Raw genomic sequence first — 22,755 nt, 5'->3', positions numbered from 1 at the left:
CCCCCACTTTCTCCCTTAGGACGTATGCGGTATTAGCGTAACTTTCGCTACGTTATCCCCCACTCCTGGGTACGTTCCGATATTTTACTCACCCGTTCGCCACTCGCCACCAGAGCAAGCTCCGTGCTGCCGTTCGACTTGCATGTGTAAGGCATGCCGCCAGCGTTCAATCTGAGCCAGGATCAAACTCTTTAGTTTAATCTCTGTTTTATTCCCTTTTACAGGAATGGTTCGCTCACTCAAAATACTGACAGTATTACTACTGCTTATTTCTTGTTGAGCATTTAATGCTTTTTGTTGCAGCATCAAACGCCCACACTTATCGATTCTGAATTTTTAAAGATCTTGTCTCTGTAACGCTGCGAATCGTTTTGTTCTGCAGCAGAGAGATGAGATTATGCCGCAGCCTATGTGAGTCGTCAACCCCTCTCGTAAAGTAAAATACGGTATGTCTATTTTGCTCACCACCCTCAACGCCCGCTATACCCACGCATCGCTGGGTCTGCGCTATCTATTAGCCAATATGGGCGAGCTGCAATCGCAAACGCGTCTGCAGGAATTCGTCATCGGCGCCAAGACCACCGAGATCGTCGAACGCATCCTGGCGCATGCGCCGCGCATCGTCGGCTTCGGCATCTATATATGGAACGTCGAAGAGACAGCCAGAGTGGTCGCCATGCTCAAGCGCGTGGCGCCGCAGGTGACCGTGGTGCTGGGCGGCCCGGAGGTTTCCCATGAAACCAATGAGCAGGAGATTGTGAAGCTGGCCGACTACGTGGTTACCGGCTGGGGCGACGTCACCTTCCCCAAGCTGTGCGGCGAGATCCTCAACGGTCCCAAGCCGCTCATGAAGGTGCACGCCGGCGTGCAGCCGCCCATGGCCGAGATCAAGCTGCCCTACTCGCTCTACACAGATGACGACATCAAAAACCGTACCTTATATGTAGAAGCCTCGCGCGGCTGCCCATTCAAGTGCGAGTTCTGCCTGTCCGCGCTGGACAAGACGGCCTGGCCGTTCGCGCTGGACAGCTTCCTGGCCGAGATGGAGTCGCTGTACCAGCGCGGCGCACGCCTGTTCAAGTTTGTCGACCGCACCTTCAATCTGAATATCAAGACCAGCCTGAAGATCATGCAGTTCTTCCTGGATAAGCTGGAAGCCCATCCCGACGATCCGGTCTACGCCCACTTCGAGCTGGTGCCCGACCATCTGCCGGATGCACTAAAAGAAGGCATCGCCAAGTTCCCGCCCGGCGCGCTGCAGTTTGAAATCGGCATCCAGAGCTTCAATCCTGCGGTGCAGACGCTGGTCAGCCGCAAGCAGGACAACCAGAAGGCCGCCGACAATATCCGCTGGCTGACCACACAGTCGCACGCCCACATGCACGTCGACCTGATTGCCGGCCTGCCCGGCGAGACGGTGGAGAGCTTTGCCGAAGGCTTCAACAAGCTGTGGGCGCTGGAGCCGCACGAGATCCAGTTCGGCATCCTGAAGCGTTTGCGCGGCACGCCGATCATCCGCCACACGCAGGAATACGGCATGGTCTACGATCCGTACCCGCCGTATACCATCCTGGCGAACAAGGATATCGACTTCAGCACGATGCAACGGCTGGTGCGCTTTGCGCGCTACTGGGATCTGGTGGCCAATTCCGGCCGTTTCGGCCACACGCTGCCGGTGCTGCTGGGCGGCCAGCCGTTCCAGCGCTTTATGGCCTTCTCTGACTGGCTGTACGCGAATACAGACGCTACCCACCGCATTGCGCTGGAGCGGCTGGTGGCCATGGTGGCGCGTTATCTGCAAACCCAGGGCATGGACAAGGACGACGCCGAAGCGCTGCTGGCCAGTGATTATGCGGGGGCGAAGCCTAAGGCTGCCGAAACGCCAGCGCCCAAGCGCCAGGCCCGAAGGCTGGCCGCCTGAGGCTTGTACCCCGCAGCCCCCACGGCCCTTCGGGTATGTCTTATGAGCGAGGCCGCACCCCGGCCGTGAACACAAGTGGCGGCCGGGGCGAAACTCCCTTAAACTTGAGCTTATGCCTACTGCCCAAGAGCCTACCCTGACCCTCAATGCTGGCGCTGTCGCTGCAAGCGGCACCTGGCAAGTTCACGCTCTGGCGCAGGGCAAGGCGATGGCCACCATCACCGCTGCCCTCAAATCATTCAAGGGCGATCATCTGAAATGGGACCTGACGGCGGTCGACAGCATGGACCACATCGGCGCCCAGCTGTTCTGGAACGCCTGGGGCAAGACCCGGCCGGCCAGCCTGCAACTGGCGCCGGAGCAGGAAGAATTCTTTAAGCGCCTCGAAACCACCGGCACACTGGAGCTGCCACGCTCGCGCCAGCACCGTCTCACGCTGGTCATGAAGCTGGGCTTTGCCATGCTGCTGTTCTTCGAGCACATGGCCGGGCTGATACGCCTGATTGGCCAGGTGGTCCTGGACAGCTGGCGGTTTATCCGCAATCCCCTGCGCGGACCATGGAAGGAAATATCCGCCAATATTTATCACGCCGGTTTCCAGGCGCTGGGCATCACGGCGCTGGTCGGCTTTCTGATTGGCGTGGTGTTCTCTTATCTGTCGGCGCAGCAGCTGCGTAACTTTGGCGGCGACATCTTCCTGGTCAACCTGCTGGGCATGAGCATCATCCGCGAACTGGGGCCGCTGCTGGCGGCGATCCTGGTGGCGGGCCGCTCCGGCTCCTCCATCACCGCGCAACTGGGCGTGATGCGCGTGACCGAAGAACTGGACGCCATGCTGGTAATGGGCATCTCGCACGGCTTCCGCCTGATCCTGCCCAAAGTGCTGGCACTGGCCATCGCCATGCCACTGCTGGTGATCTGGACCGATACCATCGCGCTGCTGGGCGGCATGGTTTCCGCCAAAATGGAGCTGAATCTGTCACCGCAATACTTCCTGTTGAAGCTACCGGAGGCCGTGCCGCTGGCGAACTACATGATCGGCATAGGCAAAGGCGTGGTGTTCGGTATGCTGATTGCGCTGGTGTCCTGCCATTTCGGCCTGCGCATCAAGCCGAATACCGAGAGCCTTGGACGCGGCACCACTACCTCCGTGGTCACCGCGATTACCGCCGTGATCCTGGCCGACGCAGTGTTTGCGATTGTCTTCAGCGGCGTGGGGTTCTGATGAGCGAACACGAAAGCACCTGCGGCCCCGGCACCGGCGAACTGACACTCGATGGCAGCGTGCCCGTGGTCGAGATCACCGGCCTGTGGACCAAGTACGGCCGCACCGTGGTGCACCAGGACTTGAACCTCGAAATCGAACAAGGCGAAATCCTCTCCATCGTCGGCGGCTCCGGTACCGGCAAGACCACGCTGGTGCGCCAGATGCTGGGCCTTGAACGCCCTGCGCGCGGCTGCGTGCGCGTGTTCGGCGAAGACATCAGCGAAATCGATTCCGCCCAGCTGCAGCAGCTGCGCAACCACTGGGGCATGCTGTTCCAGCAGGGCGCGCTGTATTCGGCGTTGACGGTATTCGAGAACATCGCCCAGCCCATGCGCGAACTGCACGTGCTGCCGGAAGACCTGATCCACGACGCCGTGCTGCTCAAGATGAATATGGTCGGCATGGGGCCCGAGCACGCCAACAAGATGCCCTCCGACCTGTCCGGCGGCATGGTCAAGCGCGTGGCGCTGGCGCGTGCGCTGGCACTGGAACCCAAGCTGCTGTTCCTCGACGAACCCACCGCCGGTCTCGATCCCGACCTGTCGGAAGCCTTTGTGGCGCTGATTAAATCGCTGCACCGCGAACTGGGTCTGACGGTGGTGATGGTCACCCACGACCTGGATACGCTGTTTGCCCTGTCCACCCGCATTGCCGTGCTGGCGGAAAAACATGTGATCGCGCTTGGTCCGCTGCGCGATCTGCTGAAAGTCGATCACCCATTCATCAAGGAGTTCTTCCTCGGCGACCGCGGCCGCCGCGCACTGGAAGCGCTGGAAGAAAAAACACCCACGGAGCACTGATGGAAAACCGATCCCATGCCCTTACTACTGGCTTCTTCACGATCACGCTGCTGATAGCGGCGATCCTGTATGGCCTCTGGTTCAACCGCGACCGCGTCGAGCGCGTGCCCTACGTGATCGCCACCGCGCAGTCCATCCCCGGCCTGAATCCGCAGGCGCCGATACGCTACCGGGGCCTGGAAGTGGGCCGCGTCGGCGGCATCGCGTTTGACACCAAGGTGGCCGGCCAGATCCTGGTCACGCTCAACATCAACACCGATGCGCCCATCACCACCACCACCTTTGCCTCGCTGGGTTATCAGGGTGTGACCGGCATCGCCTTCATCGCGCTCGATGACGACAAGGCCGGCTCGCCACTCATGCCATCCAGTAGCGACCATCCGGCACGCATTCCGCTGCGTCAGGGCTTCTTCGATCAGCTGGAAAAGCGCGGCAAGGAAATCCTCACGCAAACCGAGGAAGTCACACGCCGCCTGAACACCTTGCTGAGCCCCGACAACCAGAAGACCATCCTGGGCGCGTTCTCCGATGTCAGCGAAACGGCGCAGAAGTACCGCGAGCTGCCGGAGAAGCTGCAGCCGACCATCGACAAGCTGCCGGCACTGGCCGACCAGACGCAGAAGGCGCTCAACTCCGTCACCGCACTGGCCACGGACGTCAACAAGCTGACCACCGGCCTGCAGGCGCCGGGCGGTCCGATCGACCGCGTCACCACGACGGTGGAGCGCATCGGCGGCTCGGTGGACGCAGTCGCCGGCGGCCTGGAACTGGATACGCTGCCGCAGGTGAATTCGCTGTCCGACGACACCAAGGCCTCGATGCGCGCACTGCGCAAGACCATGAACAAGATTAACGACCGTCCGCAAAGCCTGATCTTCGGTTCACCTGGCACTCCGCCCGGCCCCGGCGAAGAAGGCTTTACCGCGCCAAGCAAATAAGGACCACGAGATGACGACCACCGCCACCATCCGTAACGCCATCGCGATTGCCGCCACCGCTGCGCTGCTGGGCGCCTGCGCCAGCAAAGGCCAGCCCACCGCGCAATACGACTTCGGCCCGCTGACGGCTGCCACGCCCACCAGCGCCAGCAGGATCGCGCCGCTCATCATCGCCGACGTTGCCGGTCCGGCCGCGCTGGAGACGGAGCGCATGCACTATCGCCTGCTGTATTCCGACGCCAATCAGCCGCGCCCGTACGCATATAACCAGTGGACTGCCACGCCGGCGCAATTGCTCACGCAGCGCATCAAGGCGCGCATCGCGCAGGCTGGCGTGAAAGTGCTGGCGACCACCGACGCTGCCGCCAGCACCACCGTGCTGCGCATGGAGGTGGAGGACTTTGCGCAAAACTTCGATACGGCGACTAGCAGCAATGGCACCCTGACCTTGCGCGCCTCGGTGTTCCGCAGCCACAAGCTGGTGGATCAGAAAACCTTCAGCAGCAGCGTCGCAGCGACCAGCGCGGATGCGGCAGGCGGCGCACGCGCGCTGTCGGCGGCCAGCGACGCCGTGGCGGCGGATCTCATCACCTGGCTGGCGGCGCTGCCGCCGTCCAAGGAATGACGGAAAACACGCCAGCGGAGCCGGCGGCGCCAGCACCGGCTCCCTCGCCAACTGCGGCCACACCGCCGCCCGCAGCGGCCAAGCCGCCCCTGGCGCCGGTCAGCCGCACCTCGCCGATCACGCGCGCGGCGCTGCTGGCCTATCTGCTGCTGATTATTTACGCCAGCTGGTTCCCATTCTCCGGCTGGCATAACCAGGGCTTGTCGCCGCTGATCTTCCTCGAGACGACCAGCATGCCGCGCTACTGGACCAAGTTTGACGCCATCATCAACGTCATCGGCTACATTCCGCTCGGCACACTGATCGTGTACGCGCTCTACCCGCGCATCAAAGGCATCTGGGCGTTGCTGCTGGCCGGCGCCTGCGGCCTGCTGGTGTCCGGCACCATGGAAGCGGTGCAGACCTACCTGCCCAGCCGCGTCTCATCCAACCTGGACTTCTACACCAACGCCATCGGCTGCGCCATAGGCGCGCTGATCGGCGTACTCACCGTGCGCCGCCTGCTGGACCAGAGCCAGCTGCAACGCCTGCGCCGCGCCTGGTTCGCGCCGCACGCCAGCCAGGGCCTGGTGCTGCTGGCGCTGTGGCCGCTGGCGCAGATCTATCCGCAGAACTTCCTGTACGGCCTGGGCCAGCTGCTGCCGATCCTGTCCGAATGGCTGTCGCAACTGCTGGACATGGAAATCGACCTGGGCAATATGATTCGCCCCGACGTCGAGCTCACGGTCGAGCAATACTGGCTGTCCGAAACCATCATCACCGCGTGCGGCATGGTGGGCGCCGGCCTGACGCTGCTGTGCCTGCTGCGCAAGCCATCGCCGCGCGGCCTGCTGCTGAGCGCCATGGTGGTGGCCTCAGTGGTGGTCAAGGCGCTGGCGACCGCGCTGCTGTTCTCGCCTGAAAATGCGTTTGTCTGGGTCACGCCGGGCGCCCAGGCCGGATTCCTGATCGGCGCCATCATGCTGGCCGGCCTGACCTATGCGCCGCACGTGGCGCAGCGGCGGCTGGCCGTGACCACGCTGCTGCTGGGTCTGGTCATCATCAACACCACGCCGGCCAACCCGTATTTCGTGGCAACTTTGCAAACATGGGTGCAGGGTAAATTCCTGAATTTCAATGGGGCGGCGCAGTTCCTGTCGCTGCTGTGGCCGTTCTTTGCGGTCTGGTTCCTGTGGCTGCCGTCCCACAAGCTCAACGCGGCCAAGGTATCATAGCGGCTACCAACTCACCGAGGTATAGCCATGAGCGACACTCCCTACTTCAAACACCACGTCTTCTTCTGCATGAACAAGCGTGACGACGGCCGCGACAGCTGCGGCGCCCATGGCGCCGAAACCGCGCAAAAGCATGCGAAAAAACGCTGCAAGGAACTCGGCCTCAACGGCCACGGCAAGGTCCGCATCAACCAGGCCGGCTGCCTGGACCGCTGCGACGATGGCCCGGTGCTGGTGGTCTATCCGGAAGGCACCTGGTACACCTACGTCGACACCAGCGACGTCGATGAAATCATCGACAGCCACCTGGTCAACGGCAAGGTCGTGGAACGTCTCAAAATCTAAGGTCTATGAACAAAAGCGAAAAATTTACCCTGGCTGGCGGCGCCGGCCAGATGGAAGGCGTGATTGACTATCCGGGCATCGCACCGCGCGGCGTCGCGCTGGTGGCGCACCCGCACCCGCTGTACGGCGGCACCATGGACAACAAGGTGGCCGTCACGCTGATGCGTACCTTCGTCAACCTGGGCTATGTGGTGGCGCGCATCAACTTCCGCGGCGTCGGCGCCTCCGAAGGCGTGCACGACCACGGCAAGGGCGAGACCGACGACATGGGCCTGCTGCATGCGTGGATGGTGGAAAAATTCCCCGGCCTGCCGGTGGCACTGTCGGGCTTCTCCTTCGGCACCTATGTGCAGTCGCACCTGGCCCAGCGCCTGGCGGCGGCCGGTACGCCGGCGGAGCGTCTGGTGCTGGTCGGCACCGCCGCCAAAAAATGGGAGCTGGCCGAGGTACCTGCCGACACCATCCTGATCCATGGCGAAAACGACGACACCATCCCCCTCATCGACGTGCTGGACTGGCTGCGCCCGCAGGACATTCCCGTCATCGTCATCCCTGGCGCCGACCATTTCTTCCACCGCAAACTGGGTCACATCAAGAGCTGGGTCACGCAGCTGTGGCACCGCCCACGCTTAACCGAGGCTGAAGAGGACACCGCAAGCGCCGACTAAGCCACTATAATCACCGGGCTTTTAACTTTTACACCAGATCTTATGAAGAAAATTATCACGGCACTAGCCACCAGTGTGATGTTGATGACCTCGGCCGTGGCGCAGACGCTGCCGGCCCCGACCATCGCCGCCAAGTCCTGGCTGCTGCTGGACGCGACCAGCGGCCAGATTATCGCCTCGCAAGATCCCAACGCCCGCATCGAGCCGGCCTCGCTGACCAAGATCATGACCGCCTACGTCGCCTTCACCGCGCTGCGCGACAAGAAGATCGACCTCAAGCAAATGGTCAATGTCTCCACCAAGGCGTGGAAGGTCGACACCAGCAGCTCCAAGATGTTTATTGATCCGGCCACCCCGGTCAGCATCAACGACCTGCTGTACGGCCTGATGGTGCAGTCGGGTAACGACGCCGCCGTGGCGCTGGCCGAAGCGGTTGCTGGCGATGAATCCGCTTTCGTCGTGATGATGAACAAGGAAGCCCAGCGCATGGGCCTGACCTCGACCCACTTTGCCAATCCGCACGGCCTGCCGTCGCCGGAAAACTATTCCACCGCGCAGGACTTGTCGGTGCTGGCCAAGCGCGTGATCCTGGACTTCCCGGAGTTCTACAAGATCGACTCGGTGAAAACCTTCACCTACAACAAGATCACCCAGCCGAACCGTAACCGCCTGCTGTGGCTGGACCCGACCGTGGACGGCATGAAGACCGGCCACACCGAAGCGGCCGGCTACTGCATGATCGCCTCGGCCCACCGTCCCAACGGCGCCGGCGAGCGCCGCCTGATCTCGGTGGTGCTGGGCACCTCGTCCGACCAGGTGCGTACCCAGGAAAGCCAGAAGCTGCTGAACTGGGGCTTCCAGAACTTCGACACCGTGAAGCTGTACTCCAAAGGCCAGCCGATCGCCACGCCGGAAATCTGGAAAGGCGCCAAGGGCCAGGTCAAGATCGGCTTTGCCAACGACGTCATGGTCACCGTGCCGAAAGGCGTGGCGGGCAAGATGAAGCCGGCGCTGGAACGCAAAGACCCGCTGGTCGCGCCGCTGGCTGAAAACAGCCGCGTCGGCACCCTGAAGATGATGGTGGACGGCAAACCAATGCTGGAACTGCCGGTGGTGGCGCTGGAAACCGTCGAGCAAGCCTCGATCTTCGGCCGCGCCTGGGATTCGATCCGCCTCTGGCTGAAATAATCTGACCAGCCCGCTTCGGCGGGCTTTTTCTTATCAGTCGTCGGCGCTGGTGTGGTGCATGGACTCCTGCGCCCACTGGAACGCCGCCTGTCCCACGGACGGCAGCGCCTCCATCTCCACCTCCAGCTTGGCCGCAATCTCCAGCGCGCGGTCAACCTTGTCGCGCTCCAGCAGCAGCACCATCATCAGATACGGGCCGTAAGCGCCCGCGCTGTGCAGCAGCACGTCGCGGATATCGTCCGACAGGTGCATCTTGCTGACCAGATTGGCCATCGGCACGCCCAGCAGCACATCAAACAGCGACAGCAGCCCCACCAGGAACAACTCATCGCGCTTGGTCTGCGGCAGCCGGCTGCAGGTTTCCAGGAAGCGCGCCCGCGTTAACGCCACTTCCAGCAGCGATTCATCGCGTTCCTTGGTGGCGCCGCCGCCAAGGCGGAACATGGACACGGTCAGGCCGCGGTACAGCTGGTTCCGGCCCAGCACCATGAATGCCTGCTGCAGGCTGGTCACCTTGGTGGCCTGGCCATTGCTTGGCGCGTTTGCCCATTGCAGCACCTGGTAAGTCATGCCGGGATCGCGCTTGGCCACCTCGATCATGGCCGGCAGCTCGGCATCCGTGCGCAGCAGGTTCAGCAGCTCGATCGAGGTCATGCGGCTCTGGTCGATCTTGGCGTCCGGGTCCACCTTGTCGCTGGTGGTGAGGAAATGGCCCATGAAATAATTGCAGCCCCAGGAGGCGCACATGCGCTGCTCGTCCCAGGATTCGACGCCATCCACAATCAGCTTGAGCTCCTGGTAGCGCAGGCGCAGCTGCTTGGTCAGGGTCTGAAACTCGGCCAACGTATGTTCATTCAAGTACAGCACCACGATGTCGCAAGCGGCCAGCAGCGGCGCATCTTCCACGTCCAGCGTGACACCGCGCAACGCCACCTTGCAGCCGGATTCGCGCAGCGCCGCCATGCGTCCGGCAATCTGGTCGGCCGGCAGGTTGGCAGCCTTGCGGTCCAGCAGAAAAACCGTGTGCGGAGCGATCAGGGGCAGGTGACGGTTGAACACCACGGCGTCCATGCTCAGTTGCACCAGCGCCATGCGGTTTTGCGCAAATTGCGGCACATGGGCGGCCACCATGGTATCGATCAATGCGGGTTCCAGCTGCGGCGCGCTGAAGCGGTAGCCGCACAGGCGATGGCGCTCGTCGACAATTTCCGCGCGCGTCACCATGGCGCCGGCATCTTCCACCGGACGCGGCGCTGGCGCAGCAGGGGGCGGCGTGGCAGGCGCGCTGGCAGCTTGCTTTTGTGGCTCCGGTTTAGATCTCAGAAACGATAGAAAGCCCACGTTACCCCTCCGTTCGGTCGGTCGCACGTTTCGATAATACAATGAAAATCGACAACAACGGAAGTAACTAAATTACACACTTGTGGCTATAATTCCTGTCCATCTCCTCACCTTGAAAGCATGCTCATGTCCGACCTGAACTGCCCATCCCTCATCACTTATCCAGGCGGCCTGACGCTGTCGCGTATCGTGGCTGGCATGTGGCGCATGAATGAATGGCAGCTCACACCGCAGCAGCGGGTTGAATGGATAGAACAGGCGCTGGCCATGGGCGTTACCAGCTTCGACCACGCCGATATCTACGGCGGCTATGGGGTGGAGGCCACGTTTGGCGAGGCGCTGGCGCTGCAGCCTTCGCTGCGTGACCACATGCAGATCGTCAGCAAATGCGGCATCAAGCTGATCTCCGATGCGCGCCCGGAACACACCATCCAGCACTATGACACCAGCGCCAGCCACATCATTGCTTCCGCCGAGAATTCGCTGCGCCAGCTGCGCACCGACCATCTGGACCTGCTGCTGATCCACCGTCCCGATCCGCTCATGAATTTTGACGACATCGCCAGCGCTTTCCAGCGCCTGCGCCAGGATGGCAAGGTCAAGCACTTTGGCGTGTCCAACTTCACGCGTCACCAGTTCGAAAGCCTGAACCGCCGCATCGCGCTGGCCACCAACCAGGTCGAATTCTCGCCGCTGCAGGTGGCGCCGCTGTTTGACGAAACCTTCGACGGCCTGCAGGACCTGGGCGTGGCGCCGATGATCTGGTCGCCGCTGGGCGGGGGCCGCCTGTTCAGCAGCGACGACGCCACCGGCGTGCGCGTGCGTGCCGCGATCCAGAAAGTGGCGGACGAGCTGCAACGTCCGTTTGGCAGCGTGGTGTTTGCGTGGATCATGCAACTGCCGAGCCGCCCGGTGCCGTTGACCGGTTCGGGCCGCATCCAGGCCGTCAAGGAAGCGGTGGAAGCGACCCAGTTCAGCCTGAGCCGCAGCCAGTGGTTTGAGATTCTGCGCGCCGCGCGCGGCCACGAAGTGGCTTAATCGTCCGTGTAGACGACCGGCGGGGCGATGCCCGTCCAGCCGGTTTTCCATGCCCCGTTGAGCGCCAGCGTGGCGCTGATGTAGAGCGCAAAGAACAGCACGAAGTACAGCGCCTGCAGCCAGACCAGCAGGCCCACATTGATCGCCAGCAGCACCAGCGCGGCCACGCTCTTTTTCTGCTTGGAACTCGGGAAGCGGATGGTAGAGACCATCAGGCTGCCCACGCCAAACAGCAGCAGCACGATCAGGCTGCCATGCAGCACCGATGCGGCCGGGTCCGGCCAGGCCACCACCACCGACGCCACGCATGCGGCGCCCGCCGTGATCGGCATGCCGACAAAATAGCGCGGATCGGTACGGCCGACGTTGACATTGAAACGCGCCAGGCGCAACGCGCCGCAGGCGACAAAGAAGAAACTCGCCATGCCGCCCAGACGCAGCAGCGTCGGATGATCCAGGCCCAGTTGCTGGAACCCCCAGCAGTACAGCAGCAGACCCGGCGCGCAGCCGAAGTTCATGACGTCGGCGATCGAATCGAGCTGCATGCCAAAGTCGGACTGGGTATTGGTGGCGCGCGCCACCATGCCGTCCAGCGCGTCAAACACGCCGGCCAGCACCAGCAGCACGGCTGCCAGACGGTAGTCATGGGCCGAACCGACCACCGCATTATCGACCGAAATGACGATGCTGCCGAAGCCGCAGGCAATCGACATCAGCGTGACCATACTGGGCAAGGCAAACTTGGCGCGCTGCATGCGCGGATGGTGTAATGGCTTCAAAGCAGGGGCAATTTCAAAGAAACGGCAAGCTTACCATCTTTGGTCCGCTGCCAAGGTGCGTCTAATGCGTGCACTGATTTTGAAATCCGACATAGAATCGGGACATGGCACAGGAGCTCATCATGAACAAATGGCGACTACCCTTGGCGGCGCTATGCACGACGGCACTGCTGACCGCTTGCGGCGGCGGTGGTTCAACCTCGATTGGCGGCGGCTCGACCACCACACCGCCGTTGATACCGGAACCGGGCGCGCCCGCCTCCGTCAACAATACCGCGACCGACGGCTTCAACTGGTTCAACTACCGGCGCGCGCAGCTGGGGCTGTCTGTCCTCACGCGCAACAGCCGCATCGATACGGCCGCCCAGGGGCATTCGGACTACCAGCGGCTCAACAGCACCATCACGCACGAGCAAACCCAAGGCAAAGCCGGGTTTACCGGCGTGGACGTGGCCGACCGCCTGAAAGCCGCAGGCTACACCCTGAGCGGGTCCTATGCGGCCGGCGAAGTCATCGCGGCCAACACCAACAATTCCGGCTTCTACATGGCGGAAGAACTGATTACGGCCATCTACCACCGCTTCGTTATTTTTGAGCCGGTGTTCAAAGAAATCGGCACCGGTGCAGCCACCGGCAACTATACCTACTTCACGGCCGACTTTGCGGTGGTCAATGGCTACAACGGCCTCGGCGCAGGCAAGATCGTCACCTACCCGATCAACAACCAGGTCAATGTGCAGACCAACTTCTTCAGCGACAACGAGTCACCCGACCCGGTGCCCAACCAGAACGAAGTGGGCTACCCGATCAGCGTGCATGCAGACATCAACAATCCCGTGGTGGTGCAAAGCTTCACCGTGGCGCCGCGCGGCGGCACGGCGTTGACCACCCGGCTGCTGAGCCAGGGCGCGGGCACCAGCACCGTGTCCAGCGCCGTGGCCATCATTCCGCTGGCGCCGCTGCGCAGCGCCACCACCTACGATGTCACGTTCAGCGGCACCGTGGGCGGCACCTCGGTCACGCGCAGCTGGTCGTTCACCACCAAATAAAGCGCCGGGTGTTGCACGATTTCAACGATGCCATGGAACGGGGTCTGCTATCGTAGCGGTAACAACCATCACACTGAGCACGATGACATCCACCAGCCCGCTCCTGCCGCCGGCGCCCGAAGGGGGCCACATCCTGCAAGTGGAAACCGGCTTGCAGCAGCTGATGGGCGACCGCGAGCTGTACCTGCAAATCCTGCGCCGCTTCCGTCAGCGCTACCCGAACAGCGGCAACGAGGCGCGCAAGGCGCTGGTCGAAGGCGAACCGGGCCACGCCCAGCGCATCGTCCACACGCTCAAGGGCGCGGCCGGCATGATCGGCGCGCAGCAGGTGTATCTGCTGGCGGCGCAGCTGGAACCGGTGTGCGCGGGACCGGCCTCCAGCTGGTCATCGCTGCTGGTGCAGCTGGAACAGGCGCTGCGCAGCCTGGTCACGATTATCGATGGTGTGCTTGACGGCGATCCGCACGGCATGCTGGTGGAGCAGACAGCCGCCACCCAGCCCTCGCACCTGCCGGAAACCCGCATGCTGTTGCTGCATCTGGCGCGCTTGCTGGACGAGGGCGATGGCACGGCAATTGACGTGCTGGAGCAATCGGCAACCGTGCTGGCGGCCAGTCTGGGCGTGGAAGTTTTTCAGGAAGTGACGGAAGCAGCGCACCAGTTCGATTTTGAAACGGCGCTGGCGACCTTGCAGGCAGCGATGGCCTGAGGGTGGCGGACCTGCGATCTAGCGGGTGTATTCCTTCTCTTCATCAAACGCGTCAGCGCATTCCTTGTCGCAAAAGCGGCGCACATTATCCAGTGGCTTTTCGCAATACCAGCACGTGCCTTTGGGCGGCAGCATCTGGCGCGTCTGCACTGGTGGCGCGGGCCTGGCGGATGCCGGTGGCGGCATGCCCGCCCCGTCGTCCGGGACGCTCTCTTGTATCGGTTCCACGATCCCCTCCTTTCCAGGCCAAGCGCAGGTCAGTTGTGCAAGGTTACTTCAGCGGAATTGACGCAAACATGAGAATTCTCAACGGTTGCATGAAGCGGCATAACCGTTTGCGACAATCAATAATAGCAGGTTACTCGCGAGCGCTACATCCACCGCATCGGCAAAAAATCGCCGTCAAACGACACTTTTGGTCCGCGACAGAATGAGGAAATATTTTTCAATGAAAAAGCCGGAAACGATAGTGCAGCAAGCCGCAACGCACCCCTTATAATCGGCACATTATTCCCATCCGGAAAGCACGCATGTCAGAACTCGCCCCTGCCCCGCAACACCTGTCCGCGCGCGTGCTCGGACTGGCCCAGCTGGGACTCATCGTCCTCGACATCAATCAGCACATCGTGATGTGGAACCAGTGGATGGCCAGCCGTTCCGGCAAATCGGCGCACCGCGTACTGGGCCAGGACCTGTTCGACCTGTACGGCGAACTGCGCGGCCAGCGCCTCGAGCAGGCGGTGCTGAGCGCGATGCAGAGCAATCTGCCGCAGACCTTGTCGCCGGCGCTGAACCCGTCGCCGTTTCCGCTGTATCCGGCCGGCAGCTGGGGCGGTGAACGCGTCGAACAGGCGGTGTCGGTGACGCCGTTCAATGAAGGCAAGGAACGCTACTGCCTGATTGAAGTGAGCGACATCAGCACCATTGTCGGCCGCGAGCGCCAGCTGCGCAGCCAGGCCGAACAGCTGCGCGCGCAATCCTATGTGGACGGCCTGACCGGCATCGCCAACCGCCGCCACTTCGACGTCGCACTGGACCGCGAACTGCGCCGCGCCATGCGCAACGATGGCCAGCTGTCGCTGCTGTTGATGGACATCGACTCCTTCAAAGCCTATAACGACCACTTCGGCCACCAGCAGGGCGACGCCTGCCTGAGCATGGTGGCGGAAGCGTTTGCCTCCATGCTGCAGCGGCCGGCCGACCTGGCAGCGCGCTACGGCGGCGAAGAGTTTGCTGCCGTGCTGCCCGACACCAGCGCCGAGCAGGCCGCGCTGCACGCGGAAACCATCCGCGCCAAGATCGCCTCGCTGAACCTGGCCCATTCGCCCAAGGCCACCAAGCCGCACGTCACCATGAGCATCGGCGTGGCCACCTTTGACAAGGACACGCTCAACGACGCCGCCGCCCTGCTGGCCGCCGCCGACAGCTGCCTGTATGCGGCCAAGCATGCAGGCCGCGATTGCGTGATCGTCTACCGTGGCGAGCAAGCCAGCGCCGCCTGACTTGGCAAGCAATAAAGGCTATCAATTTACCAACTATCTTGTGTATCTGAGGTAAGATGCTGGAGTGAAACATTCAGCAGAGGATAGCGCATGATAGTTGGCATCGACCTGGGCACCACCAACAGCCTGATCGCCGTGTGGGAAAACGGCGCCGCCCGACTCATTCCCAACAGCCTGGGCGACGTGTTGACGCCGTCCTGCGTCAGCCTCGATGAGGACGGCAGCATCCTGGTCGGCCGCGCCGCGCGCGAACGGCTGCAAACCCATCCCCTGCTGAGTACGGCCGCATTCAAGCGCCACATGGGCAGCGACCGCCAGATCCAGCTCGGCACGCGCAGCTTCCGGCCCGAAGAACTGTCGGCGCTGATCCTGCGCTCGCTGAAGGAAGATGCCGAAGCGGCACTGGGCCAGCCGGTGACGGAAGCCATCATCACCGTGCCGGCCTATTTTTCCGACGCCCAGCGCAAAGCCACGCGCGCGGCCGGCCAGCTGGCCGGGCTCAAAGTCGAGCGCCTGCTCAACGAACCCACCGCAGCGGCGCTGGCCTACGGCATCCACCTGCGCGACAGCGAAACCAAATTCCTCGTATTCGACCTGGGCGGCGGCACGTTTGATGTCTCGGTGCTGGACCTGTTCGACAACGTGATGGAAGTGCGCGCCTCGACCGGTGACAACTTCCTGGGCGGCGAAGACTTTGTCGCCTGCGTGGTCGGGCGCTTCTTCGAGCACAACAAGCTGTCCACCAGCTACAAGAACGACGCCGGCTTCATGCAGCGCCTGCACGCGCAGGTCGAGCTGGCCAAGCGCACGCTCAGCGACACCGCCAGCACCACCATCCGCATCCGCGACAACGATGCCGAGTACGCGATGGAACTGGACGAAGCCGCATTTGAAAAAATCTGCGCGCCGCTGCTGTCGCGCCTGCGTGATCCGGTCGACCGCGCGCTGCGCGACGCCCAGCTGCCCAGCAGCGAACTGGACAACATCGTGCTGGCGGGCGGCGCCTCGCGCATGCCCATGGTGCGGCGCCTGGTGGCGCGCATGTTCGGCCGCTTCCCGTCATGCGACATCAACCCGGACGAAGTGGTGGCGCTCGGCGCCGCCGTGCAAGCCGGCCTGAAAGCGCGCGACGCCGCACTTGATGAAGTGGTGATGACCGACGTCGCCCCCTATTCGCTGGGCGTGGATACCTCCATGCGCCTGGGCCAGGACGTGTATTCGCACGGCCACTTCGATCCCATCATCGAGCGCAACAGCGTGGTGCCGGTGAGCCGCGTCAAGCGCTACTACCCGCTCAAGGAAAACCAGCAGCAGCTGGTGCTTAACGTGTTTCAGGGCGAGGCGCGCATGGCCAGCGACAACATCAAGCTCGGCTCGCTGCAACTGAATTTGCCGGGCGGCCGGCAGGAAGACGCTGGCGTCGATGTGCGCTTCACCTACGACGTCAACGGCCTGCTGCAGGTGGAAGCCACCATCGTCAAGACCCAGCAACAGAACACGCTGCTGATCGAAGGGAATCCCGGCATGCTGAGCGAGCAGGAAATCGCGCAGCGCTTTGCCGCCCTGTCGGCGCTGAAAATCCACCCGCGCGACCAGATGGAAAACCGCACCCTGCTGGCGCGCGGCGAACGCCTGTACCAGCAGCTGCGCGGCAACGTGCGTGAACACCTGGGTGTGCAGATCACGCGCTTTGAGCAGGCGCTGGAAACCCAAGACAAGAAACAGTTCGGCCCGGCCGCCAAGGCCTTCGGCGAACTGCTGGATGCACTGGAGAGCCAGAGCTTCCTGCCCGACTACCCGCACTGAACACCATGCGCGACACCATGCCGTTCCTGGCACGCCTGGGCCTGGATACCGAAACCGACGCCCGCGCCATCCGCCGCGCCTATGCACGCGAGCTCAAGCTCATCGACCAGGAGCAGGATGGCGCCGCGTTCCAGGAATTACGCGAAGCCTATGAGTCCGCACTGAGCTGGCTCGCCTGGCGCGACCAGCAGGCCACCGACTCCGCCGCCGCGCCAGCGCCGCTGACGCCAGAGCCGGTCGCCCCCGACTACGGCATGCCGCGCACACCCGTCAGCCTGGGCATCCAGCCCGAGGCCGCGGCCGAACCGCAGCAGATCGCGCACGAAGATCCCCAACGGCTGGCCGCCGCCGTCCTGGAAGACTTCCGCGCCGCCATGCAGCAGCTGCTGCAAGACCACCACGTGCGCAATCCCGTCCCGTGGCAGCAGGCGCTGCAGCACAGCCTGGACGACGAACGCCTGCTCAACATCAGCGCACGCATCTACTTCGAAGCCCATATTGCGCAACAGCTGGTCAGCGGCTGGCGGCCGGGGCACGACCTGCTGTTCAGCGTCGCCTGCAAGATATTCCAGTGGAGCGAGGACCGGCGCCGCCTGCTGCAGCTGGGCCGCGCCGGCGCGCTGATCGACAAGGCCATCGAAGAACACACCATCTTCGCGCACCTGCCCGAAGCCGATTTGATGATCAACCGCGCCGTGCTGGACCTGCTGCGCAAAGATGGCACGCCATCCGACTACCAGCTGCGCAACGACCTGCCGTATGCCGAACGCATGGCCGCCTACTTCCCCGTGTGGATGTCGGTGGTGACCAACACCGGCATGGTGGCACAGTGGCGCGCACGCTTTGACGCCCTGCCGCCGCCGAAGAAATCCTGGTGGCCCAAAATCAACATCAATCTGTCGTCACGTGCGGGCTGGATCTTATTCCTGATGCTGCTCCAGCTGGTGCGCGTGGCCTACAACTACAGCAGCGAGCGCGCCGACACCACACCTGCACCGCGCTTTCCACAACTGCAGCAAGCCGCGCCCCCCGTGGTCCAGCAACTGCCGCCGGAAATGCTGCAGAAAATCAAGGCGCACATGCCGACCGAGTCCATGGATCTGGGGCCGGGCCAGCACCGGGCCGACATCAACGTGGTGCTGGACGACAAAGGCAGCATCTACCAGATCATGGTGTACCAGACTTCAGGCAGGGTCAGCTATGATAGCGCTGCGATCAGCGCCATCCGCGCGTGCGCGCCCTTCCCTGCGGCGATACCGCGGGAGTTCCTGATTTCATTCAACGTCCGCGACAACGCCACCCCATGAAACTACGCCACATCGTACTGAGTCTGACCGCCGCCCTGTCCACCGCCACCGCCATGGCAGCGCCCGCAACGTGCACCGGCAGCGCGCCCGCGGGCGAACTGCGCGCCACCCGCATCGCCGCCGCCAACACCACGCGCAGCGAACCGGGCTTGTACGAAGGTCCCGTGTGGATCAAGGATGCGCTGTACTTCTCCGACTTCACGTTCGGCCCCGGCTTCCCGTCGCGCATCATGAAACTGGATGCGGACGGCAAGGTCAGCGTCGTCATCGACAACAGCGGCAGCAACGGCCTGGCGACCGACGGCAAAGGCAACCTGATCGCGGCCACCCACAAATACAAATCCGTGTCGCGCTACACGCTGGACGGCCAGCGCAGCGACATCGTCAAAGAATATGCGGGCCAGGTCTTCAACTCGCCGAACGACATGGCGCTGGCGGCGGACGGCACCTTGTACTTCAGCGATCCCGACTTCCAGCGCACCGCTGCGCCGGGCGGCCAGGACAAGACGCGCGTGTACCGCGTCGCCACCGATGGCAAGGTCACCGTAGTAGACGACACGCTGCGCAATCCGAACGGCGTTTCGCTGTCGCCGCGCGGCGATGTGCTGTATGTGAACGGCATGGTCGGTGATCACGGCGTGCTGCGTTCCTACGCCATCGTCAACGGCGTGCCGCAGCGGGGCAAAGAGCTGGTCGGCAAGCTGGGCGTACCGGACGGCATGGCGGTCGACTGCCACGGCAACATCTACGTGACCGAACACGAAGACCGGCGCCTGCGCGTCTTCACGCCGGCCGGCAAAGAAATCGCCACCATCAAGGTTGACGCCAACGTCACCAACGCCGCGTTTGGCGGCAGCGATGGCAAGACCCTCTACATCACAGGCGCCGGCGCCCTCTGGCAAATCAAGCTCAACGTCACCGGCTCGCCCTACTAACAATCCGGGGTCAGGTCCGTCATTTCTACACGAGCTAAGCCGTAGCGCAAACTACGGCTCAGCTCGTGTAGAAATGACGGACCTGACCCCGGAGTTTATTTGCCGATGCAGAAGCGGCTGAAGATGACGCCCAGCAGGTCGTCGGAGGAGAAGGCGCCGGTGATGCTGGACAGCTGAACTTGCGCCAGCCGCAGTTCTTCGGCAAACAGGTCCAGCGACTGGTCGTTCTGCGCTGCATGTTCACCCGCACGCGCCAGGTGGGCGCCGGCGTTTTTCAGTGCGATCAGATGGCGTTCGCGCGCCAAGTACAGCGATTCGCCCGTCTGCTGCCAGCCGGCGATGCGCAGCAGTTCCTTGCGCAGCAGGTCGATCCCGATGTGTTCGTGCGCGGAAAGGTAGATGTGGGTGGCGTCGCCCATCACGTCCACCGCCGGCTTGTGACCGGACAAATCAATCTTGTTCCAGATGCGCAGCACCGGTACGCCGTCCGGGAAGGCGGCCACGATGCTTTCGTCGGCGCGCGACGGGCCGTGGTCGGCATCCAGCAGGTGCAGGATGACGTCGGCCTTGCCCACTTCGCCCCAGGTGCGTTCGATGCCGATACGTTCCACCACGTCCACCGCCTCTTCCGCCGCGCGGATGCCGGCGGTGTCGATGATGTTGAGCGGGATGCCTTCGATCTGGATGGTTTCGGTGACCTTGTCGCGCGTGGTGCCGGCGATCGGCGTGACGATGGCAACGTCGTTGCCCGCCAGCGCGTTCAGCAGCGAGGATTTGCCCACATTCGGCTGGCCGACCAGCACCACGTTCAGGCCTTCGCGCAGCAACGCGCCCTGCGCCGCCTGTTTGAAGACTTGCTCTAAAGCGTCAACAATGCCTTTGAGCTGGCCGCGCGCGTCGGATTTTTCCAGGAAGTCGATCTCTTCTTCCGGGAAGTCCAGGGTCGCTTCCACCAGCATGCGCAGGTTGGTGACGCTGGCCACCAGCTTGTTCACGGTTTTCGAGAACGCGCCCGACAGCGATTGCGAGGCCGATTTGGCCGCCGCTTCGGTCGAGGCGTCGATCAGATCGGCCACCGCCTCGGCCTGCGCCAGGTCCAGCTTGTCGTTCAGATACGCCCGGCGCGTGAATTCGCCAGGCTCGGCCAGGCGCAAGCCCAGCGCTTCGCCCGCTTCCAGCACGCGCGCCAGCAGCATTTGCAGCACGATGGGGCCGCCGTGGCCTTGCAGTTCCAGCACGTCTTCGCCGGTGTACGAGTGGGGGCCCTTGAACCAGATGGCGATGCCCTGGTCGATCACGCTGCCGTCCGCCTGCGTGAACGGGATGTAGGTCGCATGGCGCGGCTTGAGGCTGCTATCGCCAAACAGCGCGGCAATCAGCGGCTGCAGCTGTTTGCCGGAGGCGCGCACGACGCCGATGCCGCCACGCCCCGGTGCGGTGGCGATGGCGGCGATGGGGGAGGAATCGATATTCATACAGGCATTGTATTAGATAAAAAAAAGCTCCATGTGGCTTTGCGGCGGCCTGGGCCGCGGCAAGCGCACATGGAGCTTTTTAGCAACAGTCTGGTCAGGCTTTAGCCGGTTCTACCGCGCCGAACTTCTTCGAGATCACGTATTGCTGGGCAATCGACAGCACGTTGTTCACTACCCAGTACAGCACCAGGCCGGACGGGAAGAAGAAGAACATGACCGAGAACGCCAGCGGCATGAACAGCATCATCTTGGCTTGCATCGGATCCGCCGGTGCAGGGTTGAGCTTGGTCGTAATGAACATCGAAATCGCGTACAGCACCGGCAGGATGGCGTACGGGTCATGCTGCGCCAGGTCGGTAATCCAGCCCACCCATGGCGCACCGCGGATTTCCACGGCCGATTGCAGCACGTAGTACAGCGCGATGAACACCGGCATCTGCACCAGGATCGGCAGGCAGCCGCCCAGCGGGTTGATCTTCTCCTGCTTGTACAGCTCCATGGTGGCCTGGTTCATCTTGGCCGGGTCGCCTTTGTAGCGCTCGCGGATGGCTTGCATCTTCGGCGTCACGAGCTTGACCTTGGCCATGCTGCGGTAGCCGGCGGCCGACAGCGGGAAGAACAACAGCTTGATCAGGATGGTGAACGCAATAATGGTCCAGCCCCAGTTGCCCAGCACGCCGTGGATGTGCTCGATGACCCAGAACATCGGCTTGGCGATCACGGCCAGCCAGCCGTAGTCGCGCACCAGCACCAGGCCTGGCGTCACCGGTTCCAGCAACGCGTTTTCCTGCGGCCCCGAGAACAGCTTGGCGTCGTTCGACACGGTTGCGCCCGGCGCCAGCGTGCCCAGCGGCTGCTTGACGCTGATGCCGTAGACGTTGGTGTCGATCTTGGTGGTCTCGATATTGTGCATCAGCTTAGGCTGGGGAATGAAGGCCGAGACGAAGAAGTGCTGCGAAATCGCGATCCAGCCATTGTCGGCCTTGGTCGCGTGGTCCTGCAGCATCGGCTTGCCGGTCTTGGCGGCTTCCTGCGCTTCTTTTTCCAGCGTTTCGAACTTCAGCTTCTCGTAGTGCTTTTCCTCGGTGTACAGGGTCGGACCGGTGTAGCTGCTGTTGAAGAAGGAATCGCCGGCCGGCTTGTTGCCGTCGTGCGCCAGCTGCAGGTACAGCTGCGGTGATACCGGCGCGGCGCCGGTGTTGGTGACGTCATGACGCACGCCGATCACGTAGTCGCCGCGCTTGAAGGTGAAGGTCTTGGTCAGCTTGACGCCGCCCTCTTCCGATTCCAGCACCAGTTGCACCTGGTTGGCGTCGTTGAGCATGCGCGGGCCAGGTTTGGCAACAAAGCCGCTGTTATGGTTGGGCACGCCAGCGCCGATCAGGCCGGTACGGGCCAGATAGGTCTTGCCGGTGCCGGCATCGACGTCAAACAGCACCACGTTCTTGCTGTTGTCGCCCGGTTCGCACCATTTGAACAGGCCGAAGCAGCCGTTGAACCAGCCCGGGTGGCCGTTTTCCTTGTACTTGAGCAGTTCCAGGCGCTTGATGGTGCCGCCCTGGGTGTCGATATCGGCCCGCACCACGTCGGTGGTGATGGTGATGCGCTCGGCCTTGAACGGCGCGGCTTCCGCAGCGCCTGGTGCGGCGGCGGTGGCAGCAGCTCCCGGCACGGCAGCAGCGGCCGGCAGGTCGGATTTCTTCGCCTCAGGCGCCTTGGCCGTCTGCGCTGGCGGTGGTGCAAACATCGATGGACGGCCGTTCGAGACTTGCCAGTTGTTCCACAGAACAAACAGCGACACCGCAAACACGATCCACAGGATGGTACGTTTATTGATATCCATTATTT

Annotated in this window: 21 protein-coding genes and 1 rRNA gene; 16 read left to right on the top strand and 6 right to left on the bottom strand. The window is 62.9% G+C overall.

Annotated elements, in window-relative coordinates; all coding sequences use genetic code 11:
* Positions 1-198 (bottom strand): 16S ribosomal RNA (locus BUA36_RS08990); the annotation flags it as partial.
* 250 nt (positions 199-448) lie between these two features.
* Here BUA36_RS08990 and BUA36_RS08985 point away from each other — a divergent pair.
* The 9 genes from BUA36_RS08985 (at position 449) to BUA36_RS08945 (ending at position 8,966) form a co-directional block, all read left to right on the top strand.
* Positions 449-1,921, top strand: a complete 1,473-nt coding sequence (locus BUA36_RS08985; RefSeq protein ID WP_072783621.1) for a B12-binding domain-containing radical SAM protein — start codon at positions 449-451, stop codon at positions 1,919-1,921.
* Positions 1,922-2,033: 112 nt separating this feature from the next.
* Positions 2,034-3,146, top strand: coding sequence for an MlaE family ABC transporter permease (locus BUA36_RS08980; RefSeq protein ID WP_072783619.1), 1,113 nt, complete (start codon positions 2,034-2,036; stop codon positions 3,144-3,146).
* Positions 3,146-3,988: an ABC transporter ATP-binding protein gene (locus BUA36_RS08975; protein ID WP_072783616.1), complete on the top strand. Its 843-nt coding sequence runs from the start codon at positions 3,146-3,148 to the stop codon at positions 3,986-3,988. Before BUA36_RS08980 ends, BUA36_RS08975 begins: the two co-directional genes overlap by 1 nt.
* Positions 3,988-4,926 (top strand): MlaD family protein, encoded by a 939-nt coding sequence (locus BUA36_RS08970; protein ID WP_072783614.1) that lies wholly within the window; start codon positions 3,988-3,990, stop codon positions 4,924-4,926. The genes BUA36_RS08975 and BUA36_RS08970 overlap by 1 nt, the downstream gene beginning before the upstream one ends.
* 10 nt (positions 4,927-4,936) lie before the next feature.
* Entirely contained in the window at positions 4,937-5,551 is a 615-nt protein-coding gene (locus BUA36_RS08965; RefSeq protein ID WP_072783612.1) for an ABC-type transport auxiliary lipoprotein family protein, read from the top strand.
* Entirely contained in the window at positions 5,548-6,765 is a 1,218-nt protein-coding gene (locus BUA36_RS08960; RefSeq protein WP_084560065.1) for a VanZ family protein, read from the top strand. The genes BUA36_RS08965 and BUA36_RS08960 overlap by 4 nt, the downstream gene beginning before the upstream one ends.
* Positions 6,766-6,792: 27 nt before the next feature.
* Entirely contained in the window at positions 6,793-7,110 is a 318-nt protein-coding gene (locus BUA36_RS08955) for a (2Fe-2S) ferredoxin domain-containing protein (protein ID WP_072783610.1), read from the top strand.
* A 5-nt stretch (positions 7,111-7,115) separates the two neighbouring features.
* On the top strand, positions 7,116-7,778 hold the full coding sequence (locus BUA36_RS08950; RefSeq protein WP_072783607.1) for an alpha/beta hydrolase: 663 nt from the start codon (positions 7,116-7,118) through the stop codon (positions 7,776-7,778).
* A gap of 42 nt (positions 7,779-7,820) precedes the next feature.
* Positions 7,821-8,966: a D-alanyl-D-alanine carboxypeptidase family protein gene (locus tag BUA36_RS08945; RefSeq protein WP_072783605.1), complete on the top strand. Its 1,146-nt coding sequence runs from the start codon at positions 7,821-7,823 to the stop codon at positions 8,964-8,966.
* Between the two features lie 33 nt (positions 8,967-8,999).
* Here the strand turns inward: BUA36_RS08945 and BUA36_RS08940 are convergent, their stop codons facing one another.
* Positions 9,000-10,307, bottom strand: coding sequence for an EAL and HDOD domain-containing protein (locus BUA36_RS08940; RefSeq protein ID WP_229255647.1), 1,308 nt, complete (start codon positions 10,305-10,307; stop codon positions 9,000-9,002).
* 126 nt (positions 10,308-10,433) lie between these two features.
* Between BUA36_RS08940 and BUA36_RS08935 the strand changes: the two genes are divergently transcribed.
* On the top strand, positions 10,434-11,345 hold the full coding sequence (locus tag BUA36_RS08935; RefSeq protein WP_084560073.1) for an aldo/keto reductase: 912 nt from the start codon (positions 10,434-10,436) through the stop codon (positions 11,343-11,345).
* Here BUA36_RS08935 and pssA read toward each other — a convergent pair.
* The gene (pssA, locus tag BUA36_RS08930; RefSeq protein ID WP_072783599.1) at positions 11,342-12,100 is read right to left on the bottom strand and encodes a CDP-diacylglycerol--serine O-phosphatidyltransferase; all 759 of its coding nucleotides are present in this window, start codon (positions 12,098-12,100) and stop codon (positions 11,342-11,344) included. The genes BUA36_RS08935 and pssA overlap by 4 nt on opposite strands.
* A 146-nt stretch (positions 12,101-12,246) precedes the next feature.
* On the opposite strand from pssA, the gene BUA36_RS08925 reads away from it, so the two are divergent.
* Positions 12,247-13,173, top strand: coding sequence for a CAP domain-containing protein (locus BUA36_RS08925; protein ID WP_072783689.1), 927 nt, complete (start codon positions 12,247-12,249; stop codon positions 13,171-13,173).
* 82 nt (positions 13,174-13,255) lie between these two features.
* Positions 13,256-13,882 (top strand): Hpt domain-containing protein, encoded by a 627-nt coding sequence (locus tag BUA36_RS08920; protein ID WP_072783597.1) that lies wholly within the window; start codon positions 13,256-13,258, stop codon positions 13,880-13,882.
* Positions 13,883-13,900: 18 nt separating this feature from the next.
* Here BUA36_RS08920 and BUA36_RS08915 read toward each other — a convergent pair whose 3' ends face one another.
* On the bottom strand, positions 13,901-14,110 hold the full coding sequence (locus BUA36_RS08915) for a hypothetical protein (RefSeq protein WP_072783595.1): 210 nt from the start codon (positions 14,108-14,110) through the stop codon (positions 13,901-13,903).
* 302 nt (positions 14,111-14,412) lie between these two features.
* On the opposite strand from BUA36_RS08915, the gene BUA36_RS08910 reads away from it, so the two are divergent.
* The 4 genes from BUA36_RS08910 to BUA36_RS08895 all read left to right on the top strand — a co-directional run bounded on the left by BUA36_RS08910 (position 14,413) and on the right by BUA36_RS08895 (position 19,432).
* Positions 14,413-15,384 (top strand): sensor domain-containing diguanylate cyclase, encoded by a 972-nt coding sequence (locus BUA36_RS08910; protein ID WP_072783593.1) that lies wholly within the window; start codon positions 14,413-14,415, stop codon positions 15,382-15,384.
* A gap of 90 nt (positions 15,385-15,474) precedes the next feature.
* The gene (locus BUA36_RS08905) at positions 15,475-17,190 is read left to right on the top strand and encodes an Hsp70 family protein (RefSeq protein ID WP_072783590.1); all 1,716 of its coding nucleotides are present in this window, start codon (positions 15,475-15,477) and stop codon (positions 17,188-17,190) included.
* A 5-nt stretch (positions 17,191-17,195) separates the two neighbouring features.
* Complete coding sequence (locus BUA36_RS08900; protein WP_072783588.1) at positions 17,196-18,497, top strand: energy transducer TonB; 1,302 nt, start codon at positions 17,196-17,198, stop codon at positions 18,495-18,497.
* Complete coding sequence (locus BUA36_RS08895) at positions 18,494-19,432, top strand: SMP-30/gluconolactonase/LRE family protein (protein WP_072783586.1); 939 nt, start codon at positions 18,494-18,496, stop codon at positions 19,430-19,432. The genes BUA36_RS08900 and BUA36_RS08895 overlap by 4 nt, the downstream gene beginning before the upstream one ends.
* Before the next feature lie 95 nt (positions 19,433-19,527).
* Here the strand turns inward: BUA36_RS08895 and mnmE are convergent, their stop codons facing one another.
* Together mnmE and yidC are read right to left on the bottom strand one after the other, a co-directional pair.
* Entirely contained in the window at positions 19,528-20,907 is a 1,380-nt protein-coding gene (gene mnmE, locus BUA36_RS08890; protein ID WP_072783584.1) for a tRNA uridine-5-carboxymethylaminomethyl(34) synthesis GTPase MnmE, read from the bottom strand.
* A 94-nt stretch (positions 20,908-21,001) separates the two neighbouring features.
* Positions 21,002-22,750 carry a membrane protein insertase YidC gene (gene yidC, locus BUA36_RS08885; protein WP_072783582.1) on the bottom strand — a complete coding sequence of 583 codons (1,749 nt, stop codon included), beginning with the start codon at positions 22,748-22,750 and terminating at the stop codon, positions 21,002-21,004.
* Positions 22,751-22,755 lie beyond the last annotated feature (5 nt).

This window comes from Duganella sacchari, from assembly GCF_900143065.1.
In the GTDB taxonomy this organism is placed as follows: Bacteria; Pseudomonadota; Gammaproteobacteria; order Burkholderiales; family Burkholderiaceae_D; genus Rugamonas; species Rugamonas sacchari.
Note: the sequence above shows the minus strand (reverse complement) of the source record. Positions and strands in the feature narration are given on the sequence as shown.